16 protein-coding genes are annotated in these 20,272 nt (G+C 72.2%); 8 read left to right on the top strand and 8 right to left on the bottom strand.

The window, feature by feature from the left end; genetic code table 11:
- The first annotated feature begins 269 nt into the window (after positions 1–269).
- Positions 270–857: a sigma-70 family RNA polymerase sigma factor gene (locus AB0D67_RS26780; protein WP_362941540.1), complete on the top strand. Its 588-nt coding sequence runs from the start codon at positions 270–272 to the stop codon at positions 855–857.
- 60 nt (positions 858–917) lie between these two features.
- Here the strand turns inward: AB0D67_RS26780 and AB0D67_RS26775 are convergent, their stop codons facing one another.
- Positions 918–1,766: a DMT family transporter gene (locus AB0D67_RS26775; protein WP_362941437.1), complete on the bottom strand. Its 849-nt coding sequence runs from the start codon at positions 1,764–1,766 to the stop codon at positions 918–920.
- An 85-nt stretch (positions 1,767–1,851) separates the two neighbouring features.
- Here AB0D67_RS26775 and AB0D67_RS26770 point away from each other — a divergent pair, with 85 nt between their 5' ends.
- Positions 1,852–2,427, top strand: a complete 576-nt coding sequence (locus AB0D67_RS26770; protein WP_362941434.1) for an XRE family transcriptional regulator — start codon at positions 1,852–1,854, stop codon at positions 2,425–2,427.
- Positions 2,428–2,641: 214 nt separating this feature from the next.
- Positions 2,642–3,580, top strand: a complete 939-nt coding sequence (locus tag AB0D67_RS26765; RefSeq protein WP_362941431.1) for a polysaccharide deacetylase family protein — start codon at positions 2,642–2,644, stop codon at positions 3,578–3,580.
- Positions 3,581–3,674: 94 nt separating this feature from the next.
- On the opposite strand, the gene AB0D67_RS26760 is transcribed toward AB0D67_RS26765, so the two are convergent.
- Positions 3,675–4,325, bottom strand: coding sequence for a superoxide dismutase family protein (locus tag AB0D67_RS26760; RefSeq protein ID WP_362941428.1), 651 nt, complete (start codon positions 4,323–4,325; stop codon positions 3,675–3,677).
- Between the two features lie 308 nt (positions 4,326–4,633).
- Positions 4,634–6,487, bottom strand: a complete 1,854-nt coding sequence (gene typA, locus AB0D67_RS26755) for a translational GTPase TypA (RefSeq protein WP_362941425.1) — start codon at positions 6,485–6,487, stop codon at positions 4,634–4,636.
- Between the two features lie 372 nt (positions 6,488–6,859).
- Between typA and AB0D67_RS26750 the strand changes: the two genes are divergently transcribed.
- The 4 genes from AB0D67_RS26750 (at position 6,860) to AB0D67_RS26735 (ending at position 12,408) form a co-directional block, all read left to right on the top strand.
- Positions 6,860–7,834, top strand: coding sequence for an AMP-binding protein (locus AB0D67_RS26750; protein WP_362941422.1), 975 nt, complete (start codon positions 6,860–6,862; stop codon positions 7,832–7,834).
- Positions 7,835–8,056: 222 nt separating this feature from the next.
- Positions 8,057–8,989, top strand: coding sequence for an alpha/beta hydrolase (locus AB0D67_RS26745; protein ID WP_362941419.1), 933 nt, complete (start codon positions 8,057–8,059; stop codon positions 8,987–8,989).
- Between the two features lie 159 nt (positions 8,990–9,148).
- On the top strand, positions 9,149–11,194 hold the full coding sequence (gene pta, locus AB0D67_RS26740; protein ID WP_362941416.1) for a phosphate acetyltransferase: 2,046 nt from the start codon (positions 9,149–9,151) through the stop codon (positions 11,192–11,194).
- 83 nt (positions 11,195–11,277) lie between these two features.
- Entirely contained in the window at positions 11,278–12,408 is a 1,131-nt protein-coding gene (locus AB0D67_RS26735; protein ID WP_362941413.1) for an acetate kinase, read from the top strand.
- A 95-nt stretch (positions 12,409–12,503) separates the two neighbouring features.
- Here the strand turns inward: AB0D67_RS26735 and AB0D67_RS26730 are convergent, their stop codons facing one another.
- Together AB0D67_RS26730 and AB0D67_RS26725 are read right to left on the bottom strand one after the other, a co-directional pair.
- Entirely contained in the window at positions 12,504–13,655 is a 1,152-nt protein-coding gene (locus tag AB0D67_RS26730) for a serine hydrolase domain-containing protein (RefSeq protein ID WP_362941410.1), read from the bottom strand.
- A 577-nt stretch (positions 13,656–14,232) separates the two neighbouring features.
- A complete protein-coding gene (locus AB0D67_RS26725; RefSeq protein ID WP_362941407.1) occupies positions 14,233–15,666 on the bottom strand; it encodes an aldehyde dehydrogenase in 1,434 nt (477 codons plus the stop codon).
- A 186-nt stretch (positions 15,667–15,852) separates the two neighbouring features.
- Between AB0D67_RS26725 and AB0D67_RS26720 the strand changes: the two genes are divergently transcribed.
- Positions 15,853–16,779, top strand: coding sequence for a hypothetical protein (locus AB0D67_RS26720; protein WP_362941404.1), 927 nt, complete (start codon positions 15,853–15,855; stop codon positions 16,777–16,779).
- Positions 16,780–16,959: 180 nt separating this feature from the next.
- On the opposite strand, the gene AB0D67_RS26715 is transcribed toward AB0D67_RS26720, so the two are convergent.
- The 3 genes from AB0D67_RS26715 to AB0D67_RS26705 form a co-directional block, all read right to left on the bottom strand.
- Positions 16,960–18,351, bottom strand: a complete 1,392-nt coding sequence (locus AB0D67_RS26715; RefSeq protein ID WP_362941401.1) for a hypothetical protein — start codon at positions 18,349–18,351, stop codon at positions 16,960–16,962.
- A gap of 9 nt (positions 18,352–18,360) precedes the next feature.
- Complete coding sequence (locus AB0D67_RS26710) at positions 18,361–18,762, bottom strand: hypothetical protein (RefSeq protein WP_362941398.1); 402 nt, start codon at positions 18,760–18,762, stop codon at positions 18,361–18,363.
- A gap of 184 nt (positions 18,763–18,946) precedes the next feature.
- Positions 18,947–20,272 carry a GH1 family beta-glucosidase gene (locus AB0D67_RS26705; protein ID WP_362941395.1) on the bottom strand — a complete coding sequence of 442 codons (1,326 nt, stop codon included), beginning with the start codon at positions 20,270–20,272 and terminating at the stop codon, positions 18,947–18,949.

Genomic DNA, 20,272 nt, shown 5'->3' with positions numbered 1-20,272 from the left:
AGGTAGCGTGAGCTGCGGTGATGTGAGTGTGGACACACTTTACGACTATTCGGAGGGAAAGATGTTACGATAACGATACTTGTCCGGCTGTGGGGCGTGTGTCCGTCCGCCACCGATGCAGCCAGAAGCCGACCCCCTGACCAGCTGGGACTCTTAACGGCACCTTTACGGCGTGCCTGCGAGCATGCGATGGCCTGTCAGGGGAAGGGGCATCGCGCGATGTGCCGGATGTTACTGGGGGAAGGCCCGAGGGGGATTACGTGATCACGATGACCGAAGAGCAGCGCAACGACTGGTTCGAGCGAGATGTCGTGCCGGTGACCAACCAGCTCTACGCGTCCGCGATGCGTCTCACCCGCAACTCGGCGGACGCCGAGGACCTGGTCCAGGAGACCGTGGCCAAGGCGTTCAGCTCCTACCACCAGTTCCGCGAGGGCACCAACCTCAAGGCGTGGCTGCACCGCATCCTCACCAACAACTTCATCAACGAGTACCGCAAGAGGCAGCGCTCGCCCAAGCTCTCGGCCACCGAGGAGATCGAGGACTGGCAGCTCGCCGCCGCCGAGTCCCACACGTCCTCCGGGCTCAAGTCCGCCGAGACCGAGGCGCTGGAGCAGCTGCCCGACACCGCGGTGATGAACGCCCTGCGCACCCTGCCCGAGGAGTTCCGCGTGGCGGTCTACCTCGCCGACGTCGAGGGGTTCGCCTACAGGGAGATCGCCGACCGGATGGGCACCCCCATCGGCACGGTCATGTCCCGCCTGCACCGCGGCCGCCGTCAGCTGCGGACCCTGCTGGCCGACTACGCCCGCGAGGAGGGCGCGGTCCGGCTGCCGGAGCAGCGCCGCGCCGCCTGACCCGCTCCGGGCGCGGCGCCTGATCCTCAGGCTCTCTCCGGATGCGGCGCCGCCTGATCCTCAGGGGGACGGCGCCGCGGCGATCAGCGTGACCGCGACCAGGGTGGCGCCGACCCCGGCGGCCTGCACCGCGTTCAGCCGCTCGCCCAGCATCTGCCGGGCGAGCAGCAGGGTGCTCACCGGATAGAGCGAGACCAGGACGGCGACGAGGCTGAGCATCCCGCGTTGCTGGGCGAGCATGAACAGCACGTTGGCCGCCATGTCGAGCATCCCCGCCGCGATCACGATGCGCGACACCCCGGGCCCCGGGCGCAGCGTCCGGCCGCTGACCGCGGCCAGCAGGGCGATGATGGTGATCGACACCGTCCTGGCCCCGGCCAGCGGCCACAGGCCGCCGTCGTCCGGGGTCTGCGCCAGCAGCACGAAGAAGCCGCCGAAGCCCGCCCCGGCGACGAGCGCGGCCAGGACCGGGGTGCGCCGCGGGCCGGACCCGGCCGCGGGGGACTCGCGGCTCACCAGCACCACCGCGACCAGCGCCAGCGTCACGCCGCCCAGCGCCACCGGCTCCGGGCGGTCCCCGGTGGCCACCCCGAAGATCACCGGTAGCGCCGCCGAGGTGACCGCGGTGATCGGCGCCACCACGGACATCGTGCCGGTGGCGAGCGCGCGGTAGAACAGCACCAGTCCGACGGTGCCCGACAGGCCCGCCGCCATGCCCCAGCCCAGCGCCTCCGCCGACGGGTGGCCCGGCAGGAACGGCAGCAGGACGCCGACCGTCACGAGGCCCGCGAACTGCGACAGGACGACCACCGCCATGACGACCTTCGACCGCCGGGTCGCCAGGCCGCCGAAGAAGTCCGCGGTGCCGTACACCACCGCGCAGGCCGTCGCCAGCACCACCGCCGTCATGTCTCCTCCTGGTGCAATGGGTTGCACTATAAGTACAGCACATAAGGTGCACCACGATGTAATTTTGGTTCACTACAATGAACCGGTGGATCCTGAGACCATCACCGGCGCCATCGCGAACAACGTCCGTGCCCAGCGCGCGCACCGGCACATGACGCTCGACGAGCTCGCCGCGCGCTCCGGCGTCAGCCGGGGCATGCTCGTCCAGGTCGAGCAGGGGCGGACCAACCCCAGCATCAACACCCTGACCCGCATCGCCGACGCGCTCGGCGTGACGGTCGCCCGGATGGTCGAGGTCGCGGACACGCCGGTCGTCCGGGTGGTCTCCCCCGCCGACGTCGTCACCTTCCCGCACGGCGAGGGGAGCTCCGCCCGGCTGATGGTCGGCAGCGACGCCCCCGCGATCCTGGAGCTGTGGGACTGGCGCCTGGCCCCGGGCGAGCACCACGACGGCGACGCCCACCCGCCGGGCACCCGCGAGATGCTGAGCGTGCTGGAGGGGGAGCTGACCCTGTCGGTCCACGGCAGGAGCCACCTCGTCCCGGCGGACGGGGCCGTCCTGTTCAGCGCCGACCGGCCGCACCGGTACGCCAACCTCGGCGACGCCCCGCTGCGTTTCGTGATGGTCGTGACCGAGCCCCGGGGAACACCCGACCAGTAGGCGTCCGTGACGGGGCCCCGGGGAACACCCGGCCAGTGGGCGTCCGTGACGGGGCCCCGGGAGGCGTCCGGAGGGCAGGGGCCCGCAGGCCGTCCCCCCGCCGGAAACGCCCGGCCAGTAGGCGTCCGTGGCCTGGAGGACAGGTGGGGCGCCGACGCGGTCCGGGTACACCGACCACGGACGCGTGTCCCCAATGGCGCGTCGATACATTGAATTGCCAGTCGATGTCCCATCCTGGTGGGAGGAACTGGCCGAGATCGTGCGGGGAGACGCGGTCCAGGAGCACCTCTCGCCCCGCCGCGATTATCGGAGGGCGGGCATGCGGCTGCGGATCGTCCCGGTGGCGCTTCTCCTGTCGGCCGGGGCGTGCGCCGCCCCGGCCCACCGAGTGCAGACCCGCGAACCGGCCCCCGCCCCGTCCGCGGCCCCCAGCCGGCGGCCGGTGGACCCCGCCGAGCTCGCCCTGAAGCTCGCCGGGATCCAGCCGGGCTGGCCCAGGCGCGGCTACCCCCTCCCGCCCCCGAAACAGAAGATCGACTGCGGACGGGTCAAGTGCGTGGCGCTGACCTACGACGACGGCCCCGGGCACCACACCGCGAAGCTGCTCGACATCCTCGCCAGATACCACGCCAGGGCCACCTTCTTCCTCGTCGGGAAGATGGTCCTGGCCAACGCCGACGGCGCGCTGCGCCGCATGGTGCGCGACGGGCACGAGCTGGGCAACCACACTTGGAGCCACCCGCAGCTCACCGCCATGTCCGAGGGTGCGGTCCGGGCGGAGCTGACCCGCACCCAGAAGGTCATCGAGCGCCGGACCGGCGTCCGGGCGACCCTCATGCGCCCGCCGTACGGGGCCACCGACAAGAAGGTCGCGGCCGTGGCCCGGCACATGGGGCTGGCCCAGGTCCTGTGGAGCGTGGACACCCTGGACTGGCGCGACCGCGTCACCCCGGTCGTCGCGCGCCGCGCGACCGCGATCAAGCCCGGGTCCATCGTGCTCATGCACGACATCCACCGCACCACGGTGGAGGCCGCCCCCCGGATCCTGAAGGAGCTCACCCGGCGGGGCTTCGCGTTCGTCACGATCTCGGAGCTGTACGGCAGGCCGCTCCGCCCCGGCATGGACTACAGCGAGCGGGAACGCGACAGATGACCGTCCGCCGCTCGCAGCCGCCCGCAACCGCCCGCCCGCGCCACCGGTGCGGACGGGCGCTTCACCGGCGTTCGACCTACCGGCGCTCGGCCCGCTAGCGCTCGATCACGCCGCAGGCCACGCGCCTGCCGGAGTCGCCGGCCTTGAGCGTCTCGGCGTCCGGCCCGGCCGGATCCTTCCCGCTGCGGTAGCGGTCGGGGATGTTGGCGTGGTTGTCGGACAGGGCGTGGATGACGACGGAGCTGCCGTCGGCGTCGAAGAGCTGCTGCACCCGGAAGCGGTCCGTCACCAGGGCGGCCCGGCCGGTGCCGTCCTGGCCGACCATGAGGTCCGGCAGGTCGCCGGAGTGGTACGGGTGTGCCTCCGAGTCCAGGTCGAAGTGCGGTCCCGCGCTGGCGAAGGGGCTGCCCGTCGCCGGATCGACCGCCTTGGGGTCGCAGACGCCCTTGGCGTGGATGTGGAAGGCGTGCTGTCCAGGCGTCAGGTCCCTGACGACTACCACGACCCTGGGCTTGTCGGAGTCGGTCCCCGCGATGCGCAGCATGCCGACCGTCCGGCCGTCGGCGTCCTTGATGGTCGCGCCGACCTGCCCGCCGAACGGGCCCGCCGAGGGCTCGCCGGCCGGTCCGGACGGGCGCGCCGACGGCCCGTCGCCCGGCGGGCGGGGCGCGGGAGCGGCGGCTCCCACGGTCGCCGCGCCCGCCCCGAGCGCGAGGGCCAGCGTCAGATGGATTCCACGAAGCATGATCTCCCCCGAATTCGTCCACTCCCCGCGGCGCGGGAAGCGCCCTGCGAGTCTCCTACCTCGAAGATCAGGTGACAATCACGCGCTGGGGAAAGGGAGGGGAAAGGACCGCGCCCCGCTCGCCGGGCGGGCGGCGGGGCCCATGCCGGTCCGGGCGGGTCCGTCCCGGGTCCTGGAGATCCGGAGGGATCCGGAGGGGTTCGGAGGGATCCGAAGGGGTTCGGGAGAGGACGGCACGCCGCCCCGCCCGAGGGGGCGGGGCGGCGGAACCGGTCACCGTACCCGGTGTGGGCCGGGGGCGGGAGGGCTCAGCTGCCGCGCTTGGCGCGGGCGGCGGAACGGCCCCGGGTGGCGGCGTCAAGGACGACCTTGCGGATGCGCACCGCCTCGGGGGTGATCTCCACGCACTCGTCCTCGCGGATGAACTCCAGCGCCTGCTCCAGGGAGAGCTGCCGCGGCGGGATGACCTTCTCGGTCTCGTCCGCGGTGGAGGAGCGCATGTTGGTGAGCTTCTTCTCCTTGGTGATGTTCACGTCCATGTCGTCGGAGCGCGAGTTCTCACCGATGATCATGCCTTCGTAGACCTCGGTGGTCGGCGACACGAACAGCACGCCGCGCTCCTGGAGGTTCAGCATGGCGAACGCGGTCACCGGGCCGGAGCGGTCGGCGACCAGCGAGCCGTTGTTGCGGGTGCGCAGCTCGCCGAACCACGGCTCGTACGCCTCGAAGACGTGGTGCACCAGGCCGGTGCCCCGGGTCTCGGTCAGGAACTCGGTCCGGAAGCCGATCAGGCCGCGGGCCGGGACCACGAACTCCATCCGGATCCAGCCGGTGCCGTGGTTGGTCATGTGCTCCATGCGGCCCTTGCGGACGGCCAGGAGCTGGGTGACGGCCCCGAGGTACTCCTCAGGGCAGTCGACGGTCAGGCGCTCGACCGGCTCGTGCACCTTGCCGTCGACGACCCTGGTGACCACCTGCGGCTTGCCGACGGTCAGCTCGTAGCCCTCGCGGCGCATCTGCTCGACGAGGATGGCCAGCGCCAGCTCGCCTCGGCCCTGCACCTCCCAGGCGTCCGGGCGCTCGGTCGGCAGGACGCGCAGCGACACGTTGCCGACCAGCTCCTTGTCCAAACGGTCCTTGACCATGCGGGCGGTGACCTTGGAACCCTTGACCTTGCCGACCAGCGGCGAGGTGTTGGTGCCGATGACCATCGAGATCGCGGGCTCGTCCACGGTGATCAACGGCAGCGGCCGCGGGTCGTCGGGGTCGGCCAGGGTCTCGCCGATCATGATGTCCGGGATGCCGGCGATCGCGATGATGTCGCCGGGGCCGGCCTCGTCGGCGGCCCTGCGCTCCAGCGCCTCGGTCATCAGCAGCTCAGTGATCTTCACCCGCTGGATGCTGCCGTCGGTACGGCACCAGGCGACCTGCTGGCCCTTCTTGATGACGCCCTGGTGCACCCGGCACAGCGCGATCCGGCCGAGGTAGGACGAGGCGTCGAGGTTGGTGACGTGCGCCTGCAGCGGGGCGTCGGGGTCGTAGGTCGGGGCGGGGATCGTCTCCTTGATGACCTCGAACAAGGGCTCCAGGTCGTCGGAGTCGGGCATCCCGCCGTCCTCGGGACGGTTCAGCGAGGCGCGGCCGGCCTTGGCCGAGGCGTAGACGATCGGGAAGTCGATCTGCTCCTCGGTGGCGTCGAGGTCCATGAAGAGCTCGTAGACCTCGTCCACGACCTCCTTGATGCGGGCGTCGGGGCGGTCGACCTTGTTGATGCACAGGATGACCGGCATCTTCGCGGCGAACGCCTTGCGCAGCACGAACCTCGTCTGCGGCAGCGGGCCCTCGGAGGCGTCGACCAGCAGCACGACGCCGTCCACCATCGACAGGCCGCGCTCGACCTCGCCGCCGAAGTCGGCGTGGCCGGGGGTGTCGATGATGTTGAGGGTCATGCCGCTGTGCCGTACGGCGGTGTTCTTCGCGAGAATGGTGATGCCCTTCTCGCGCTCGAGGTCGTTGGAGTCCATTACACGGTCGTCGACGTCCTGGTTGGCCCGGAAGGCTCCGGACTGCCAGAGCATGGCATCCACGAGAGTGGTCTTGCCGTGGTCGACGTGCGCGATGATCGCGATGTTCCGCAGGTCGTCGCGGCTGTTCAAAGGCATGGTGGAGTCTCACTCTGTGATCGTGGAGGCTGGCCGCCGAACGTGCGGCCTTCCCATTTTAGGCGATGCCGCCAATCGCTCTCACGCTCACCGCGATGCTTCTCGGGAGTAGGGGCCCGGTCCGGTGGCCGGAAGACCGCTCCGACCGGCCGGGACTCACGGGCGGCCGCGCCACGAACCCCCGGGAAGGACGCAGGGAAGGACGCGGGGAAGGGCCTTTCGGGAGGACGACGGCGACGCGGCCGGAGAGACGCCGGGGAGACGCCGGAAGACACCGGAAGACACCGGGGGACAGGGGGCCCCGCGGAAATGGTCAGCCGTCTGCATATTCCTGACCATGCGCGCCGGGACCCGAATTTCTATCGTGATCTCATGCCGACCTGGACCGATGTGGTGCTGACCGCCGCCGGGCATCGCGGGGAGCGGCCCGCGGTCACCGACGCCGCCACCGGCGACGTCCTCTCCTACGCCGCGCTCGCCGGACGTGTCGGCCAGGCGACGGCGGAGCTGCGCGACCGCGGTGTCGGTCCCGGGGACCGGGTGGTCGTCCGCCTCCCCCCGGGGCCCGGTTTCCCCATCGCCGTGCACGCCGCCGCGGCGGCCGGGGCGCTGGTGGTCCCGCTCGCGGCCGATCTGGACCGCGACGTCTTCTACGAGTGCCTGTCGGCGAGTCACGCGCGGATGATGATCACCGACCGGGCGCAGGCCGAGCGGTCGATGAGGGTCGCCGGCGAGTCACGCGTCCGGCAGATCCTCACGCTGGAGGCCCTGGAAACCCTGGAGACCCTGGAGGAGGTGACGTCCCCCCGGCCGGACGGTCCGGGCGTCCCGTCGCGCCGCGGGCCCGTGGTCCCGCCGCAGCGCGATCCCGGCGTCCAGCCGAGGCGCGGGCCGAGTGTGCCGCCGCAGCGGGGGCCGAGCGCGCCGCCGCGTCGCGGGCCTGGTCTCCCTCCCCGGCGCGGCGCGGCCGTCCGGTCGCGCGGCGGGGCCGAGGCGCCCGCGCTGACCTTCGACGGCAGGCGGGTGATCAGCCACGCCGGGGTGGTGGCCGAGCTGCTGCGGCTGGCCCCGGAGGCGATGCTCAGGGAGCGCGACCGCGTGCTCGTCGCCACCACCGAGCCGCGGGCCCAGACCGTCCTGTTCGACCTGGCGCTGATGGGCGGGGCGCACGTCGTCGCGGCCCCGGGCGCCACGCCGGGCGAGTGCCGGGCGCTCATCGAGGAGTACGGCGTCACCGTCGCCGCGGTGCCGCCGTGGGCGCTCACGCGGCCGGCCGGGAGCCGCTGGCCGCGGGTCACCGTGTCGGCGTACGGCCGGTCGACGGAGCTCGTCATCCCCCGGGGCTGACCCGGCCCCGGGATCGCGGCGCCCGCCCCCGGCCGGCACCGGAGGGGCCGATCGGAGGGGCCAGAGGACACCGGAGGCATCCGCGCCTCACCCCGGCTGCGGGAATCCCCTGCGCCGCGTGGCCTCCCGCGTCCCGCGGCCCGTGGGATCCCGGTCGCGGGAAGGAGCCCTGACCTCACGTTCTAAGCTCGGAACATGTCTTTCGCGCCATCTTTCGCCGCGATGTTCATGACAGAGGACGACGTCCGGATCGACGCCGCGCACACGCCCTCGCGCGGCCCGGCGGACCTGGGCATCGTCGTGGCGCACGGGTTCACCGGCTCGCTCAGGGAGCTCACCACCCGGCGGATCACCCACGTGCTCAGCGAGTTCGGCGGCGTCGTGTCCTTCGACTTCCGCGGGCACGGCCGTTCCGGGGGCCTGTCGACGGTCGGCGACCTGGAGGTCCTCGACCTGGAGGCCGCCGTACGGCACGCCAGGATGATCGGGTACACCCGCGTGGCCACCGTCGGGTTCTCCATGGGCGCCGCCGTGGTCGTGCGGCACGCGGGGCTGCGCGGCGCGGCGCGCTCCGGCGGGACCGGCGGGGCGATGGTGGGCCCGGCCGGGGACGGGCTGCTGAGCGGCGCCGGAGGCGGTCTGAGCGCCGGCGCGGTACTGAGCCCGGTCATGGACGGGCCGATGGACCCGGACGGCGGCGCGGTGGTCGCGGGCCGGGACGGGCCGGGCCCGGACCTCGTGAACACCGCGCTCACCGACGGGCGGGGACGGGCCGACGCCGTGATCTCGGTCAGCTCCCCGGCCCGGTGGTACTACCGCGGCACCAAGCCGATGCGGCAGGTGCACTGGGCGATCGAGCGGCGGCTGGGCCGGTGGGCCGCGCGGGTGGGCCGGGGCACCCGGATCCGCAAGGAAGGCTGGGACCCGGTGCCGCTGGCGCCCTACGAGGCCGCCGCGACGATCACGCCGACGCCGCTGCTGGTCGTGCACGGCGACGCCGACTCCTTCTTCCCGGTCGAGCACGCCCTCCAGCTGTACGGCGCCGCCCGCGACCCCAGGGAACTGTGGATCGAACCCGGGTTCGGCCACGCCGAGACGGCGGCCACGCCGGAGCTGATCCGCCGGATCGGCGCGTGGGTCAGCGCCAACACCTGATCACCGAGGGTGTTTACTCCTCTTACGAGTCTTACGGGTTCTACGGGCCGCGGGTCCTGAGGACCGCGGGCCACGAGGACCGCCGCCCACGGGTCCGACGGGTCCTACGGGTCTCACGGGTCCTGCGCGGCATCGCGCCGGAGGGAGGAGCGGGCGTCCATGCGGAGCATCTACGTGACCGGTCTGGGCCGCGGTGACGGCAGGCAGATCGTCGAGCTCGGCCTGATGGAGCTGCTCACCCGCCGGGTGGGCCGGGCCGGGGTCTTCCGGCCGATCTCCCGGGACGGCGAGGACCGGACCCTCGAACTGCTCACCGCCCGCTACAGCCCCGCGGTCTCGGCGGTCGGGATGACGGCCGCGGCCGCCGCCGAGGTCTACACCCGGCACGGCGCCGAGGAACTCGTCAGCCGGCTGGTCGGCCACTTCCACACGCTGGAGACGGAGTGCGACGCGCTGCTGGTGCTGGGCGCCTCGTTCGACACCGAGGCCCTGCCGCCCGCGACGGCGTTCAACGCGCGCCTGGCCGCGGAGTTCGGCGCGCCGGTGATCGTGGTGGTGGGCGCGCACGGCGACCGCTCCGACGAGGCCGAGATGGAGATGCGCACCGCCCACCAGGTCTTCTCCGACCTGGGCGGCACGGTGCTCGCGGTGGTCGCCAACCGGGTGCCCGAGGGGGTGACCGTACGGCCCGGCCTGCCCGTGCCCTGCTACGCCATCCCCGAGAACCCGTCGCTGTCGGCGCCGACCGTCGGCCAGGTGATGCTGGCCGTGGACGCCGAGCACGTCCAGGGCGACGACGACGGGCTGCGCCGCGACGTGTTCGGGTTCGTCTTCGGCGGCGCCATGCTGCCGCTGTTCCTGGAACACCTGGCCGACGGGGCGCTGACGATCACCCCGGGTGACCGCGCCGACCTGCTGCTCGCCTCGGCCGCGGCGGAGGCGGCGGGCACGGCCAGGCCGTCCGGCGTGGTGCTGACCCTGGGGGAGAGGCCGACCGAGGCGGTCAGGGACCTCACCGCCCGCCTCGCGCCGGGGCTGCCGGTGCTGTCGGCCGCCGCGGACAGCTTCACGGTCGCGACCGTGCTGGCCGGGCTGGAGGGCCGGCTCACCGCCGACAACCCCCGCAAGATCGACACGGCGCTCGGCCACTTCGAGGCCCACGTGGACACCGCCGACCTGGCCGACCGGATCGAGCTGGCCCGCTCCGAGCGGATCACGCCGATGATGTTCGAGCACACCCTGCTGGAGCGGGCCCGCGCCGACCGGCGGCACATCGTGCTCCCGGAGGGGGAGGAGGACCGCGTCCTGCGGGCCGCCGACGTCCTGCTGCGCCGCGGCATCGTGGACCTCACCCTGCTGGGGCGGGAGGAGGCGGTCAGAAGGCGCATCGGCGCCCTCGGCCTCGACCTGTCCGGCGTGACCGTCGTCGATCCGCTGACGTCCCCGCTGCGCGAGCCGTTCGCCGAGGAGTACGCGGCGCTGCGGGCGCACAAGGGGATGACGCCGGAGCGGGCCCGCGACGTCGTCGGCGACGTCAACTTCTTCGGCACGATGATGCTGCACCGCGGCATGGTGGACGGCATGGTCTCCGGCGCCGCGCACACCACCGCGGCCACGATCCTGCCCGCCTTCCAGATCATCAGGACGGTCCCCGGCACCTCGATCGTCTCGTCGGTGTTCTTCATGTGCCTGGCCGACCGGGTGCTCGTCTACGGCGACTGCGCGATCAACCCCGACCCGGACGCCGGGCAGCTCGCCGACATCGCCGTCTCCTCGGCCCGTACGGCGGAGCGGTTCGGCGTCGAGCCGCGGGTGGCGATGCTGTCGTACTCCACCGGAGCCTCCGGCCGGGGCGCCGACGTGGACAAGGTCCGCGAGGCCACCGCCCTGGTGGCCCGGCGGGCGCCGGACCTGCTGGTGGAGGGGCCCATCCAGTACGACGCGGCCGTGGACCCCCGGGTCGCCGCGGCCAAGCTTCCCGGCTCCGAGGTCGCCGGGCGGGCCACCGTACTGATCTTCCCCGACCTCAACACCGGCAACAACACCTACAAGGCGGTGCAGCGCTCCGCCGGGGCCGTGGCGATCGGGCCGGTCCTGCAGGGACTGCGCAAGCCGGTGAACGACCTGTCGCGGGGCGCGCTGGTCGCCGACATCGTCAGCACGGTCGCCATCACGGCCATCCAGGCGCAGGAGGGCGCCGGGTAGGCGCGTGGCGGGCCGTGGGCCGATGGGGACAGGCGGGGACAGGCGGGGACGTCGGGCGGAGCGGAGAGGGAGAAGAGGGAGCGGTGGGACGCGTACTGGTGGTCAACAGCGGATCCTCCTCGGTGAAGTACCGGCTGCTGGAGGGCGACGAGCGGCTGGCGTCCGGCACGGTGGAGCGGATCGGCGAGCCCGGCTCCCCGGTGCCCGACCACGAGGCGGCGCTGAAGCTGGTCGGCGCCGAGCTGGCCGAGCGGGGCCTGGGGATCGACTCGCCGGAGCTGACCGCGGTCGGGCACCGGGTGGTGCACGGCGGCGTCACCTTCACCGAACCCACCCTGATCACCGACGAGGTGATCAGGAAGATCGAGGAGCTGATCCCGCTCGCCCCGCTGCACAACCCGGCCGGTCTGGCCGGCATCGAGGCCGTGCGGCGGCTCCGGCCGGACCTTCCGCAGGTCGCGGTCTTCGACACCGCCTTCCACGCCACGATCCCCCCGGCCGCCACGGCCTACGCGATCGACCGGGAGCTGGCAGAGCGGTGGAGGATCCGCCGCTACGGCTTCCACGGCACCTCGCACGCCTACGTCTCCCGCGAGGCGGCCCGCCTGGCGGGGACGCCGTCGGCCGGTGTGATCGTGCTGCACCTGGGCAACGGGGCCAGCGCCTCGGCGGTGTCCGGCGGGCGCTGCGTGGACACCTCGATGGGCATGACCCCGCTGGAGGGCCTGGTCATGGGCACCCGGAGCGGCGACATCGACCCGGGGGCGCTCCTCTACCTCACCCGGTCCGCGGGGATGACCCCGGAGGAGATCGACACGCTGCTCAACCGGCGCTCCGGCCTGCTCGGACTGTGCGGCGACAACGACATGCGCGCGGTGCAGGAGCGGCTGACCGCCGGAGACCCGGTCGCCGAGCTGGCCATGTCGGTCTACTGCCACCGGCTGCGCAAGTACGTGGGCGCCTACTACGCGGTGCTCGGCACGGTGGACGTGATCGCGTTCACCGGCGGCGTGGGGGAGAACTCCGCGCCGGTCCGGGAACGGACCCTGTCCGGGCTGGAGCGGCTGGGCATCGTGCTCGATCCGGATCGCAACACGCGCGGGGAACGGGTCGTCTCGGCCGACGGCTCCCCGGTGCGGGTGGCGGTGATCCCCACGGACGAGGAGCTGGAGATCGCCCGTCAGACCCTCGAGGTGGTCGAACGGCGCCGGTGAGGGTCCGCCCGGGACCCGCCGGAGACCCGCGAGGCGGGTCCGCCTGACCGCCTCGTCCGCCGGGCCGTGGCGGCCCGGCCCCTCCCCGGTCCCCGCTACCGGGCCGCGTCGGCCCGCCCTCCGCCGAACACCTCGGCGACGAGCCGCTGGAGCGCCTGCTGGAAGGCCGCCCCCGTGGACATGGCGGCGTCGTCGACGTAGTTCAGCGCGGCGGTCAGGGTGGTGCCTCCGTCGGGCGTGCTGTACATCAGCGCCGCGTGGCCCGCCATGCCGCCGTTGTGGGTGATGACGGTGCCGCCGCCCGGCGCCTCCTGCACGAAGACCCCCAGGCCGTAGCCGGCCCTGGACTCCGGCGTGATCATCTCGGTCAGCAGCTCGGCCGGCAGGAGCCTGCCGCCCACCAGCGCGGAGATGAACGTGTGCAGGTCCCGGGGAGTGGAGATCATGTCGCCGCCGCTGGAGATCCACGAGGGGTTGTGGCGGGTGACGTCGACCGTCTCGGTCCCGCCGTCCTCCTCGTAGCGGTAGTAGGCGTGGGCGTGCGGGGCGGGGACGTCCGTCTCGGTGGTCGGCTGCAGGGTGCCCGACAGGCCGAGCGGCTCCAGGATCAGCCTCCGCATCTCCTCGGCGAGCGAGCGGCCCGTGACCTTCTCGATCAGCAGCCGGGCCAGCACGTAGTTGGTGTTGGAATAGCTCCAGCCGGTGCCCGGCTCGAACCGCGACGGCTTCGACAGCGCCAGCTTCACCAGCTCCTCGGGCCGGTAGGTCTTGAACCGGCCCTCCACCCACTCCTTGCCGGCGGGGGTGGCGGGGATGCCCGGTGCGAACGTGCCGTCGTCGTAGTACTCGCCGGTGAAGTTGAACACCCCGCTGGTGTGCTGCAGCAGCATCCGCACCGTGATCCGGCGGTCCAGGCCGAACCCGGGCAGGTGGTCGTCCACCGCGTCGTCCAGTCCGAGCCCGCCCTCGGCCACCAGCTGCAGCACCACGGTCGCGACGAAGGTCTTGGTGTTGCTGCCGATGCGGACGTGCCCGTCGGCCGGCGGCGCTTCGGCGCCGCCCAGCTCACGTGCCCCGGCGACGGCGGCCCACTCGCCCCGCTCGTCGTGCACTCGCAGAGACACCCCGACGAAACCGGAGTCGACCATCTCCTGAATGATCTCGCGCAGTTCCGGGCGGTCCTGCCCGGCCGGGGTGGACCCGTCCTGGCCGGTGGGGATCGGGGCGGCGGTGTCGGACGTGTGCATCGTGCTCTCCCTCGTGCTTGCTGCTCACTGTTTCGAACAACGGAAACGCTACGTTGCTTTCCATGTTTACGCAACAAGATCTTTGCATTAAAACAGTGTTCATACAGCTAGAAACGCATTAATCGTTGCAGTCGTCTCCTGCTTAACGCAACTATGGGGCCATCGTTCGTTGCAACGAGTTGAAGGTGAACGCTATGGCGGAGGCGTCGGGCAACGCCGGACGGCCCCATGGGACCGCCCACGGGGCGCGAGGGAGATCGCGATGCCGGCAAGGCGCCGCCGCACCGGATGCGGGTCCGCGGGAGCGTTCCGGCGGGTCCGTAAAAAACTTTGCCGGATTCCCCGAACCAATCCCGGATGAATGACGTCTACCTAGAACGGATGGGTTGAACCCGCCGGGAGACGTCCAAGGGGTACGTGAACCCGCATGCCGGGACACGTGTGACAGGCTCCACCGCAGCGGCGGCGGTCCAGCGACGCGGGGGCGCGCTGGGCCGCCCATCCGTGCCTCCGGCCGCGCCGTACGGTCCTCCGCAGAGCCGTACGGCGCGGCCGGGTCGTTCCAACCGGCGCCGGTTCAGCCCAGGCGGGCGATGGACTTGTACTCAAGGTAGGCCGCGAGGCCCTCCGGTCCCAGCTCCCGGCCGAGGCCGCTGCCCTTGTACCCGCCGAACGGCGAGCTGTTCTCGATCATCAGGAGGTTGACGCCGTAGGAGCCGGTGCGCACCCGGCGGGCGATCTCCATGCCGTGCTCGGCGTCGGCGGTCCACACCGTGCCGTGCAGGCCGTAGTCGCTGTCGTTGGCGATCCGGACGGCGTCGTCCTCGTTCTCGTACGGGATCACGGTCAGGACCGGTCCGAAGATCTCCTCGCGGGCGACGCGCATCTCGTTGGTGGCCCCGGCGAAGACCGTGGGGGCGACGTACCAGCCGCGGTCGCGGGGCCGCTCCAGGCCGCCGAGGACGGGCTTGGCGCCCTCGTCGATGCCGATCCTGATGTAGTTCTCGACCCGCTCCCGCTGGCGTTCGGCGACCAGCGGGCCGATGCCGGTGGCGGGGTCGGCGGGGTCGCCGACCGGCATGGCGCGGACCATCCCGGCGACCGCCTCCACCACCTCGTCGTAGCGGGCCCGCGAGGCCAGGACGCGGGTCTGGGCCACGCACGCCTGGCCGTTGTTCATCAGCGTGGCGATGGACAGGAAGCCCATGGCCGAGGGCAGGTCGCAGTCGTCCAGGATGATCGCGGCGGACTTGCCGCCGAGCTCCAGGGTGCACCGCTTGAGCTGCTCGCCGCAGATCGCGGCGATGCGCCGGCCGGCCGCGGTGGAGCCGGTGAAGGCGACCTTGTCCACGCCGGGGTGGGAGACGAGGTGCTCGCCGGCCTCGCGCCCGGCGGCGACGATGTTGACGACGCCGTCGGGGATGCCGGCCTCCTTGACCATCTCGGCCAGCAGGTAGGAGTCGAGCGGCGTCTCGGGGGCGGGCTTGACCACGACCGTGCAGCCCGCGACGAGCGCCGGGGCGAGCTTGATCATGATGACGAACTGCGGGACGTTCCACGGCACCACCGCGGCGACCACGCCGACCGGCTCGCGGCGCACGGTCACCGGGCCGAAGGTGCCCGGGCGCTCCTCCTCCACGGGGAACGTGCGGCCGAGCTCGGCGTAGTACTGCAGCATGCCGAGAGGCTGCGGGGCCTGCGCCATCCGGGAGAAGGTGATGGGCGAGCCCATCTCCATCGTGATGAGCTCGGCCATCTCCTCCTGCCGGGTCGCGTAGATCTCGGCGAGCCTGCCGACGACGGCGGCGCGCTCGGCCATCGTCATGCGCGGCCAGGGGCCGTGGTCGAACGCCTGCCGGGCGGCGGCCACCGCGCGGTCCATGTCGGCGGCGGTCCCTTCGGGGACGCGGCCGACGACCTCCTCGGTGTGGGGCGAGATGACGTCGATGGTCCCGGTGCCGGCGGGGGCCACCCAGTCGCCCCCGATGAACAGCGTGTCGTGCTGGCGCATGTCGTCCTGCCTCCTGTCGCCGAGGGCCCTTCCGGTGGTGAGACGGAATCATGTTCTGCCGTCGATGGCAAGGGGGACGGGGCGGCGGTGCGCCGTCGAGGCCGAGTTCTGTCGTTCCGGTGGCGGTTTACAAGATCATCTCCTATAGTTTCGCTCCGTCCGTGCGGCTCTGGAGGTGAGCGAAGCGTGAGACCGAGCCGCCCGGCCGTGCTCGTCCTCCTGCTCGCCACCCTGCTCCTGACGCCCCTCCTGTCCGCCGGGGCCGCCGCCGGCCCGGCCGCCCGCACCGCCGCCAAGCCCGACCCCGAGGCCGAGCTGCGCAGGCTGACCCGCGAGGCCGACCGGCTCGACAAGGCGTACCGCGGCCAGGTGCAGAGCCTGGAGGACATCCGCGTGCGGGCGGGCAAGGCGACCACGAGCGTCAAGAGCCTGCGCAGGTCGCTGGCAGCCGCCCGGACCGACGTCGTGCGCTTCGCCCAGACCTCCTACATGGGCGCCCCGCTGGACGGCGGCACCCTGCTGAGCTTCCAGGGGGACGTCTCGGCCGCCCTGGGCGGCGCCGCCACCATGTCCTACCTCGCCAGCCTGCGGAGCAGCCAGCTCAGCCGGATCCAGGACCTGATCAAGAAGGCCGAGAAGGCCGAGAAGACCGCCGGCGAGAGGATCGCCGCGCTGAAGGCCGACATCGCCAGGCTGAAGAAGAACCGGGTCCGGATCGAGGGGCTGCTGGCCAAGTACGGCTTCGAGACCCCCTCCGGCAGCGACGGCCTCACCCCCCGCATGGTCGGCGTGCGCAACGAGGTGCTCCGGAACTTCCCGATGCCCTACAGCTACGGCTGCCTGCGCCCCGGCGACCCCGGCGACCACGGCAGCGGCCGGGCCTGCGACTTCATGATGAGCGGCGGCGGCCGGATGCCGTCCCCCGCGGACAAGGAGCGCGGCGACCGCCTGGCCCAGTGGGTCATCGACAACGGCCCGCGCCTCGGCGTGATGTACCTCATCTGGCAGCAGCGCTACTACGACGTCCGCTCGGGCGGCGGCTGGCGGATGATGTCCGACCGGGGCGGCGTCACCGCCAACCACTACGACCACGTCCACGTCTCGGTGTTCTGACCGCGCCCTCCGGCGTGTCCCCGGCCGGGCCCGCCGCGTGAGGCGGACGCGGACGGCCGCCTCACGGGCGTGACCGGGCCTGGAGCCCGTCCGGGGCCTGGAGCCCGTCCGGGGCCTGGAGCCCGTCCGGGGTCCGGGCCGGGCCGGACCCCGCCGGAGGCGGCCCCGTCCGCGTCGCCGTCAGACGTTGCGGATGTGGCCGTCGACGGCGCCGTCGTGGTCGTTGGCGCCCCACACGTCGTCGTGCTCCCACAGGTTGCTGCCGGTCTCCCTCTCCTGCTCCTCGCCCGCGCCGGCCCCGCCCATGCCGCCCATGGGCGGCGGCATGAACATGCCGCCGCCCGCCGCGCCCTCGGCGGCGTTCAGGGCGGCGGCGCGCATGCCGGCGGTGCCGTACGACCCGGAAGAGCCGGACCCGCCACCGCCGCCGGTGCCCGGACCCGTGCCGGTGTTCGTCGGCGGGCCCGTGTGCGTGGGGGAGGTGCCGGTGGAGTTGTTCGGGCCGGTCAGGTTCGGGTTCCCGACGCCGTTGGCGTCGTAGCCCTGCGGGGGCTGGAACGACGACAGGTCGGTGGTCCGCGCGTTAGCGGGGTCGTACCCGGCGGGGTAGGTCAGGTTCCGGGACGGGTCCGTCAGGTTCCCGGAGGGGTCCGTCAGGTTCCCGGACGGGTCGTTCGGGCCGCCGGTGGGGCCGGCGCCGCTCCCGCCCGGCCCCCCGGGCATCCCCGATCCCGGGCCGTTCTGCCCCGGCGGGTTCCCGGTGCCGTCACCCGGGTAGCCGCCCGGAGGCAGGCCGTTGTTCCCGTTGGGGTCGGTTCCGTTGGGGTTCGTCCCGTTAGGGCCGTTGGCGAAGGGGTCGGTGCCGTACGGTCCCGTTCCGTTAGGTCCGGCCCCGTAAGGACCGGCCCCGTAAGGTCCGGTCCCGTACGGTCCCGTTCCGCCGGGACCGTACGGCCCCGTGCCCGGCGGGTAGTTCACGTGCGGGAAGTTCGGGTCGGGACCGGTCGGCGGCTCGATCCTCGGCAGCTCCTTGCGCAGCGAGTCGGGAAGCAGGCTGTGCCACGTCTTGATCTCCGCGTTGAGCTTCTCCAGGTGCTCCTTGGCGAGCTGGTTCTGAGACCCCCACTGCACACCGTCTTTTGTGTCGTAGAAGTCCGGGATGTCATCTTCAAAGGTGAAGGTGTTCTCGCTCCACGAGGGGGCGAACCCACCCTCGCCGGTCTCCTTGTAGGCGGGAAGGGCGTTGCCGAGCGACTCCAGGGGGCGGCCCATCATGTTGCCCTTCTCGGAGAGCTCACGCGTCGTCGCGTGGATGTAGCGCAGCGCGGTCTGCGCCTCGACCGACGCCTTGTCGTTCCAGCTCTCGGCGAGGGTCTTGCTGACATCCTCGATCATGTACCGGCACTCCGCCAGCAGGGAGCAGGCGTCCAGGTAGGCGGTCCCGGCCTTCTTGATGGACTCGCCGTCCAGGGCCTCGATGATCTGCTTGACCCTGGCCACCGGCTGATCGCCCTTGACGTCGAAGTCGACGCTGCCGGTCTTGATCATGTGGGTCTTCTTGGAGATGTCCATCCCGGTCCCCTAGACGCTCTTCGTTCCGCCGTTGGCGTGGCCGGCGCCGTCATAGGTGGTGGCCCCGCTCTGGAGCAGCAGGATGGCGGCCTGGAGCTTCTGGATGATCTCCTGGTACACCTGGACGAACTCCCGGTTGCCGTTCTCCAGGGTGTCACTGAGGATCTTGCCCGCCGGCCAGTCCTTGGCCACCGCGCTCAGCGTCATGACGTTCGTCTTGGCCGACACGGTGCCGAAGGAGCCCTTCTCGCTGCCCTGCAGCCGCTCCAGCATGTCCTGCAGGTCTTTCACGCAGTTCTTGATCTTCGTGGGGTTGTGCTCGGTCTGGTCCTTCCTGATCTCCAGTCCGGGCCACTTGGCGTCCAGCCAGCTGTGTTCCTGAGTCGGACGCAGCTTTGAGTCGTCCCCCATGGTGCACCTCCACACGACCGTCCGGGGCATGCGGCGACGCGGGTTCGCCCAGCCCCCTTCGGTGACCTCCGCGGAGCGCTTCCCGCGCCCGCGTTCCCGCGACACCGGTGATCACGGAGCCTACTCGAAGGGCCATGGACCGTACAGAAAACACCCCCGTGGATGGAGAAAAAGGGATATTTCCTCACGAAGCGTCCGAGCGGCTGCGGCTCCGCTCCGCCAGCCGTTCCCGGAGCCAGTGATAGGACGCCTTCGGGGTGCGCCGCCCCGTCGCGAAGTCGACGTGGACCAGCCCGAAGCGCTGGTGGTAGCCCTCGGCCCACTCGAAGTTGTCCAGCAGGGACCACACGTAGTAGCCGCGCACGTCCACGCCCTCGGCGCGCGCCCGGTCCAGCGCCGCGATGTGACCGTCGAGGTAGTCGATGCGGGCCCGGTCGTCGACCGTGCCGTCCGGGCCCGGCTCGTCGTGCTGGGAGCAGCCGTTCTCGGTGACGTAGACGGGCGGCAGGGCGTCGCCGTACCGGGCCTTGAGGCCGGTCAGGAGCTCGCGCAGGCCGTCGGGGACGACGGGCCAGCCGAAGGCGGTGGTCGGATGCCCGGTGATCCCCGCGTCGGTGAACGGCAGGCCGTCGCCGGAGGGGGCGGCGATCCGGGTGGGGTTGTAGTAGTTGACCCCGAGGCCGTCGAGCGGGGCGGAGATCAGGTCGAGGTCGCCGTCCCGGACGCAGTCGAGCCGCACGCCGTACGCCGACATATCCGGATATTTGCCGAGAAGTACGGGGTCATTGAACAGGCGGTTGTGCAGCGTGTCGTAGGCGTGAGCGGCGGCCACGTCGGCCGGATCGGCGGAGGCCGCCCGGACGGGGGTGCAGTTGTTGGTGATCAGCACCCGGCCGGCGCCCCGCTCGCGCAGCGCGGCCGCGGCCAGGCCGTGCCCGAGGAGCTGGTGGTGGGCCACCGGCAGCGCGTCGAGGAACAGGGTCCTGCCGGGCGCGTGGGTCCCCAGGGCGTAGCCGAAGACCATGTGCACGAAGGGCTCGTTCAGGGTGATCCACATCGGCACCCGGTCGGCCAGCCGGTCGGCCACGACGGCGGCGTACTCGGCGAACCGGTGGGCGGTGTCACGGTCCAGCCAGCCGCCGCGGTCCTCCAGCGCCTGGGGCAGGTCCCAGTGGAACAGCGTGACCGCCGGGACGATGTCCCTCGCGCACAGGGCGTCCACCAGCCGGTCGTAGAAGTCCAGGCCGGCCTGGTTGACCGGTCCGGAGCCCGCGGGCTGGACCCGGGGCCAGGCGACGGAGAAGCGGTAGGAGTCCACTCCCAGCCCGGCCATCAGCTCGACGTCCTCGGCCCAGCGGTGGTAGTGGTCACAGGCGACCTCGCCGGTGTGCCCGTCCCGGACGCGGCCGGGCTCGCGGGTGAAGGTGTCCCAGACCGAGGCGCCCCGGCCGTCCTCGGAGACGGCCCCCTCGATCTGGTAGGAAGCGGTGGCCGTACCCCAAAGGAACAT

Source organism: Streptosporangium sp. NPDC048047 (assembly GCF_040653115.1).
Taxonomy (GTDB): Bacteria; Actinomycetota; Actinomycetes; order Streptosporangiales; family Streptosporangiaceae; genus Streptosporangium.
This window is presented reverse-complemented; position numbering and strand designations above follow the sequence as displayed.

Excerpts from the sequence above, each read along its gene's own strand:
- typA (WP_362941425.1), bottom strand. The coding sequence starts at position 6,487 with ATGCCTTTGAACAGCCGCGACGACCTGCGGAACATCGCGATCATCGCG.
- pta (WP_362941416.1), top strand. The coding sequence starts at position 9,149 with ATGCGGAGCATCTACGTGACCGGTCTGGGCCGCGGTGACGGCAGGCAG.
- AB0D67_RS26715 (WP_362941401.1), bottom strand. The coding sequence starts at position 18,351 with ATGGACATCTCCAAGAAGACCCACATGATCAAGACCGGCAGCGTCGAC.
- AB0D67_RS26730 (WP_362941410.1), bottom strand. The coding sequence starts at position 13,655 with ATGCACACGTCCGACACCGCCGCCCCGATCCCCACCGGCCAGGACGGG.
- AB0D67_RS26705 (WP_362941395.1), bottom strand. The coding sequence starts at position 20,272 with ATGTTCCTTTGGGGTACGGCCACCGCTTCCTACCAGATCGAGGGGGCC.
- AB0D67_RS26725 (WP_362941407.1), bottom strand. The coding sequence starts at position 15,666 with ATGCGCCAGCACGACACGCTGTTCATCGGGGGCGACTGGGTGGCCCCC.
- AB0D67_RS26760 (WP_362941428.1), bottom strand. The coding sequence starts at position 4,325 with ATGCTTCGTGGAATCCATCTGACGCTGGCCCTCGCGCTCGGGGCGGGC.
- AB0D67_RS26710 (WP_362941398.1), bottom strand. The coding sequence starts at position 18,762 with ATGGGGGACGACTCAAAGCTGCGTCCGACTCAGGAACACAGCTGGCTG.
- AB0D67_RS26775 (WP_362941437.1), bottom strand. The coding sequence starts at position 1,766 with ATGACGGCGGTGGTGCTGGCGACGGCCTGCGCGGTGGTGTACGGCACC.
- AB0D67_RS26745 (WP_362941419.1), top strand. The coding sequence starts at position 8,057 with ATGTTCATGACAGAGGACGACGTCCGGATCGACGCCGCGCACACGCCC.
- AB0D67_RS26780 (WP_362941540.1), top strand. The coding sequence starts at position 270 with ATGACCGAAGAGCAGCGCAACGACTGGTTCGAGCGAGATGTCGTGCCG.
- AB0D67_RS26750 (WP_362941422.1), top strand. The coding sequence starts at position 6,860 with ATGCCGACCTGGACCGATGTGGTGCTGACCGCCGCCGGGCATCGCGGG.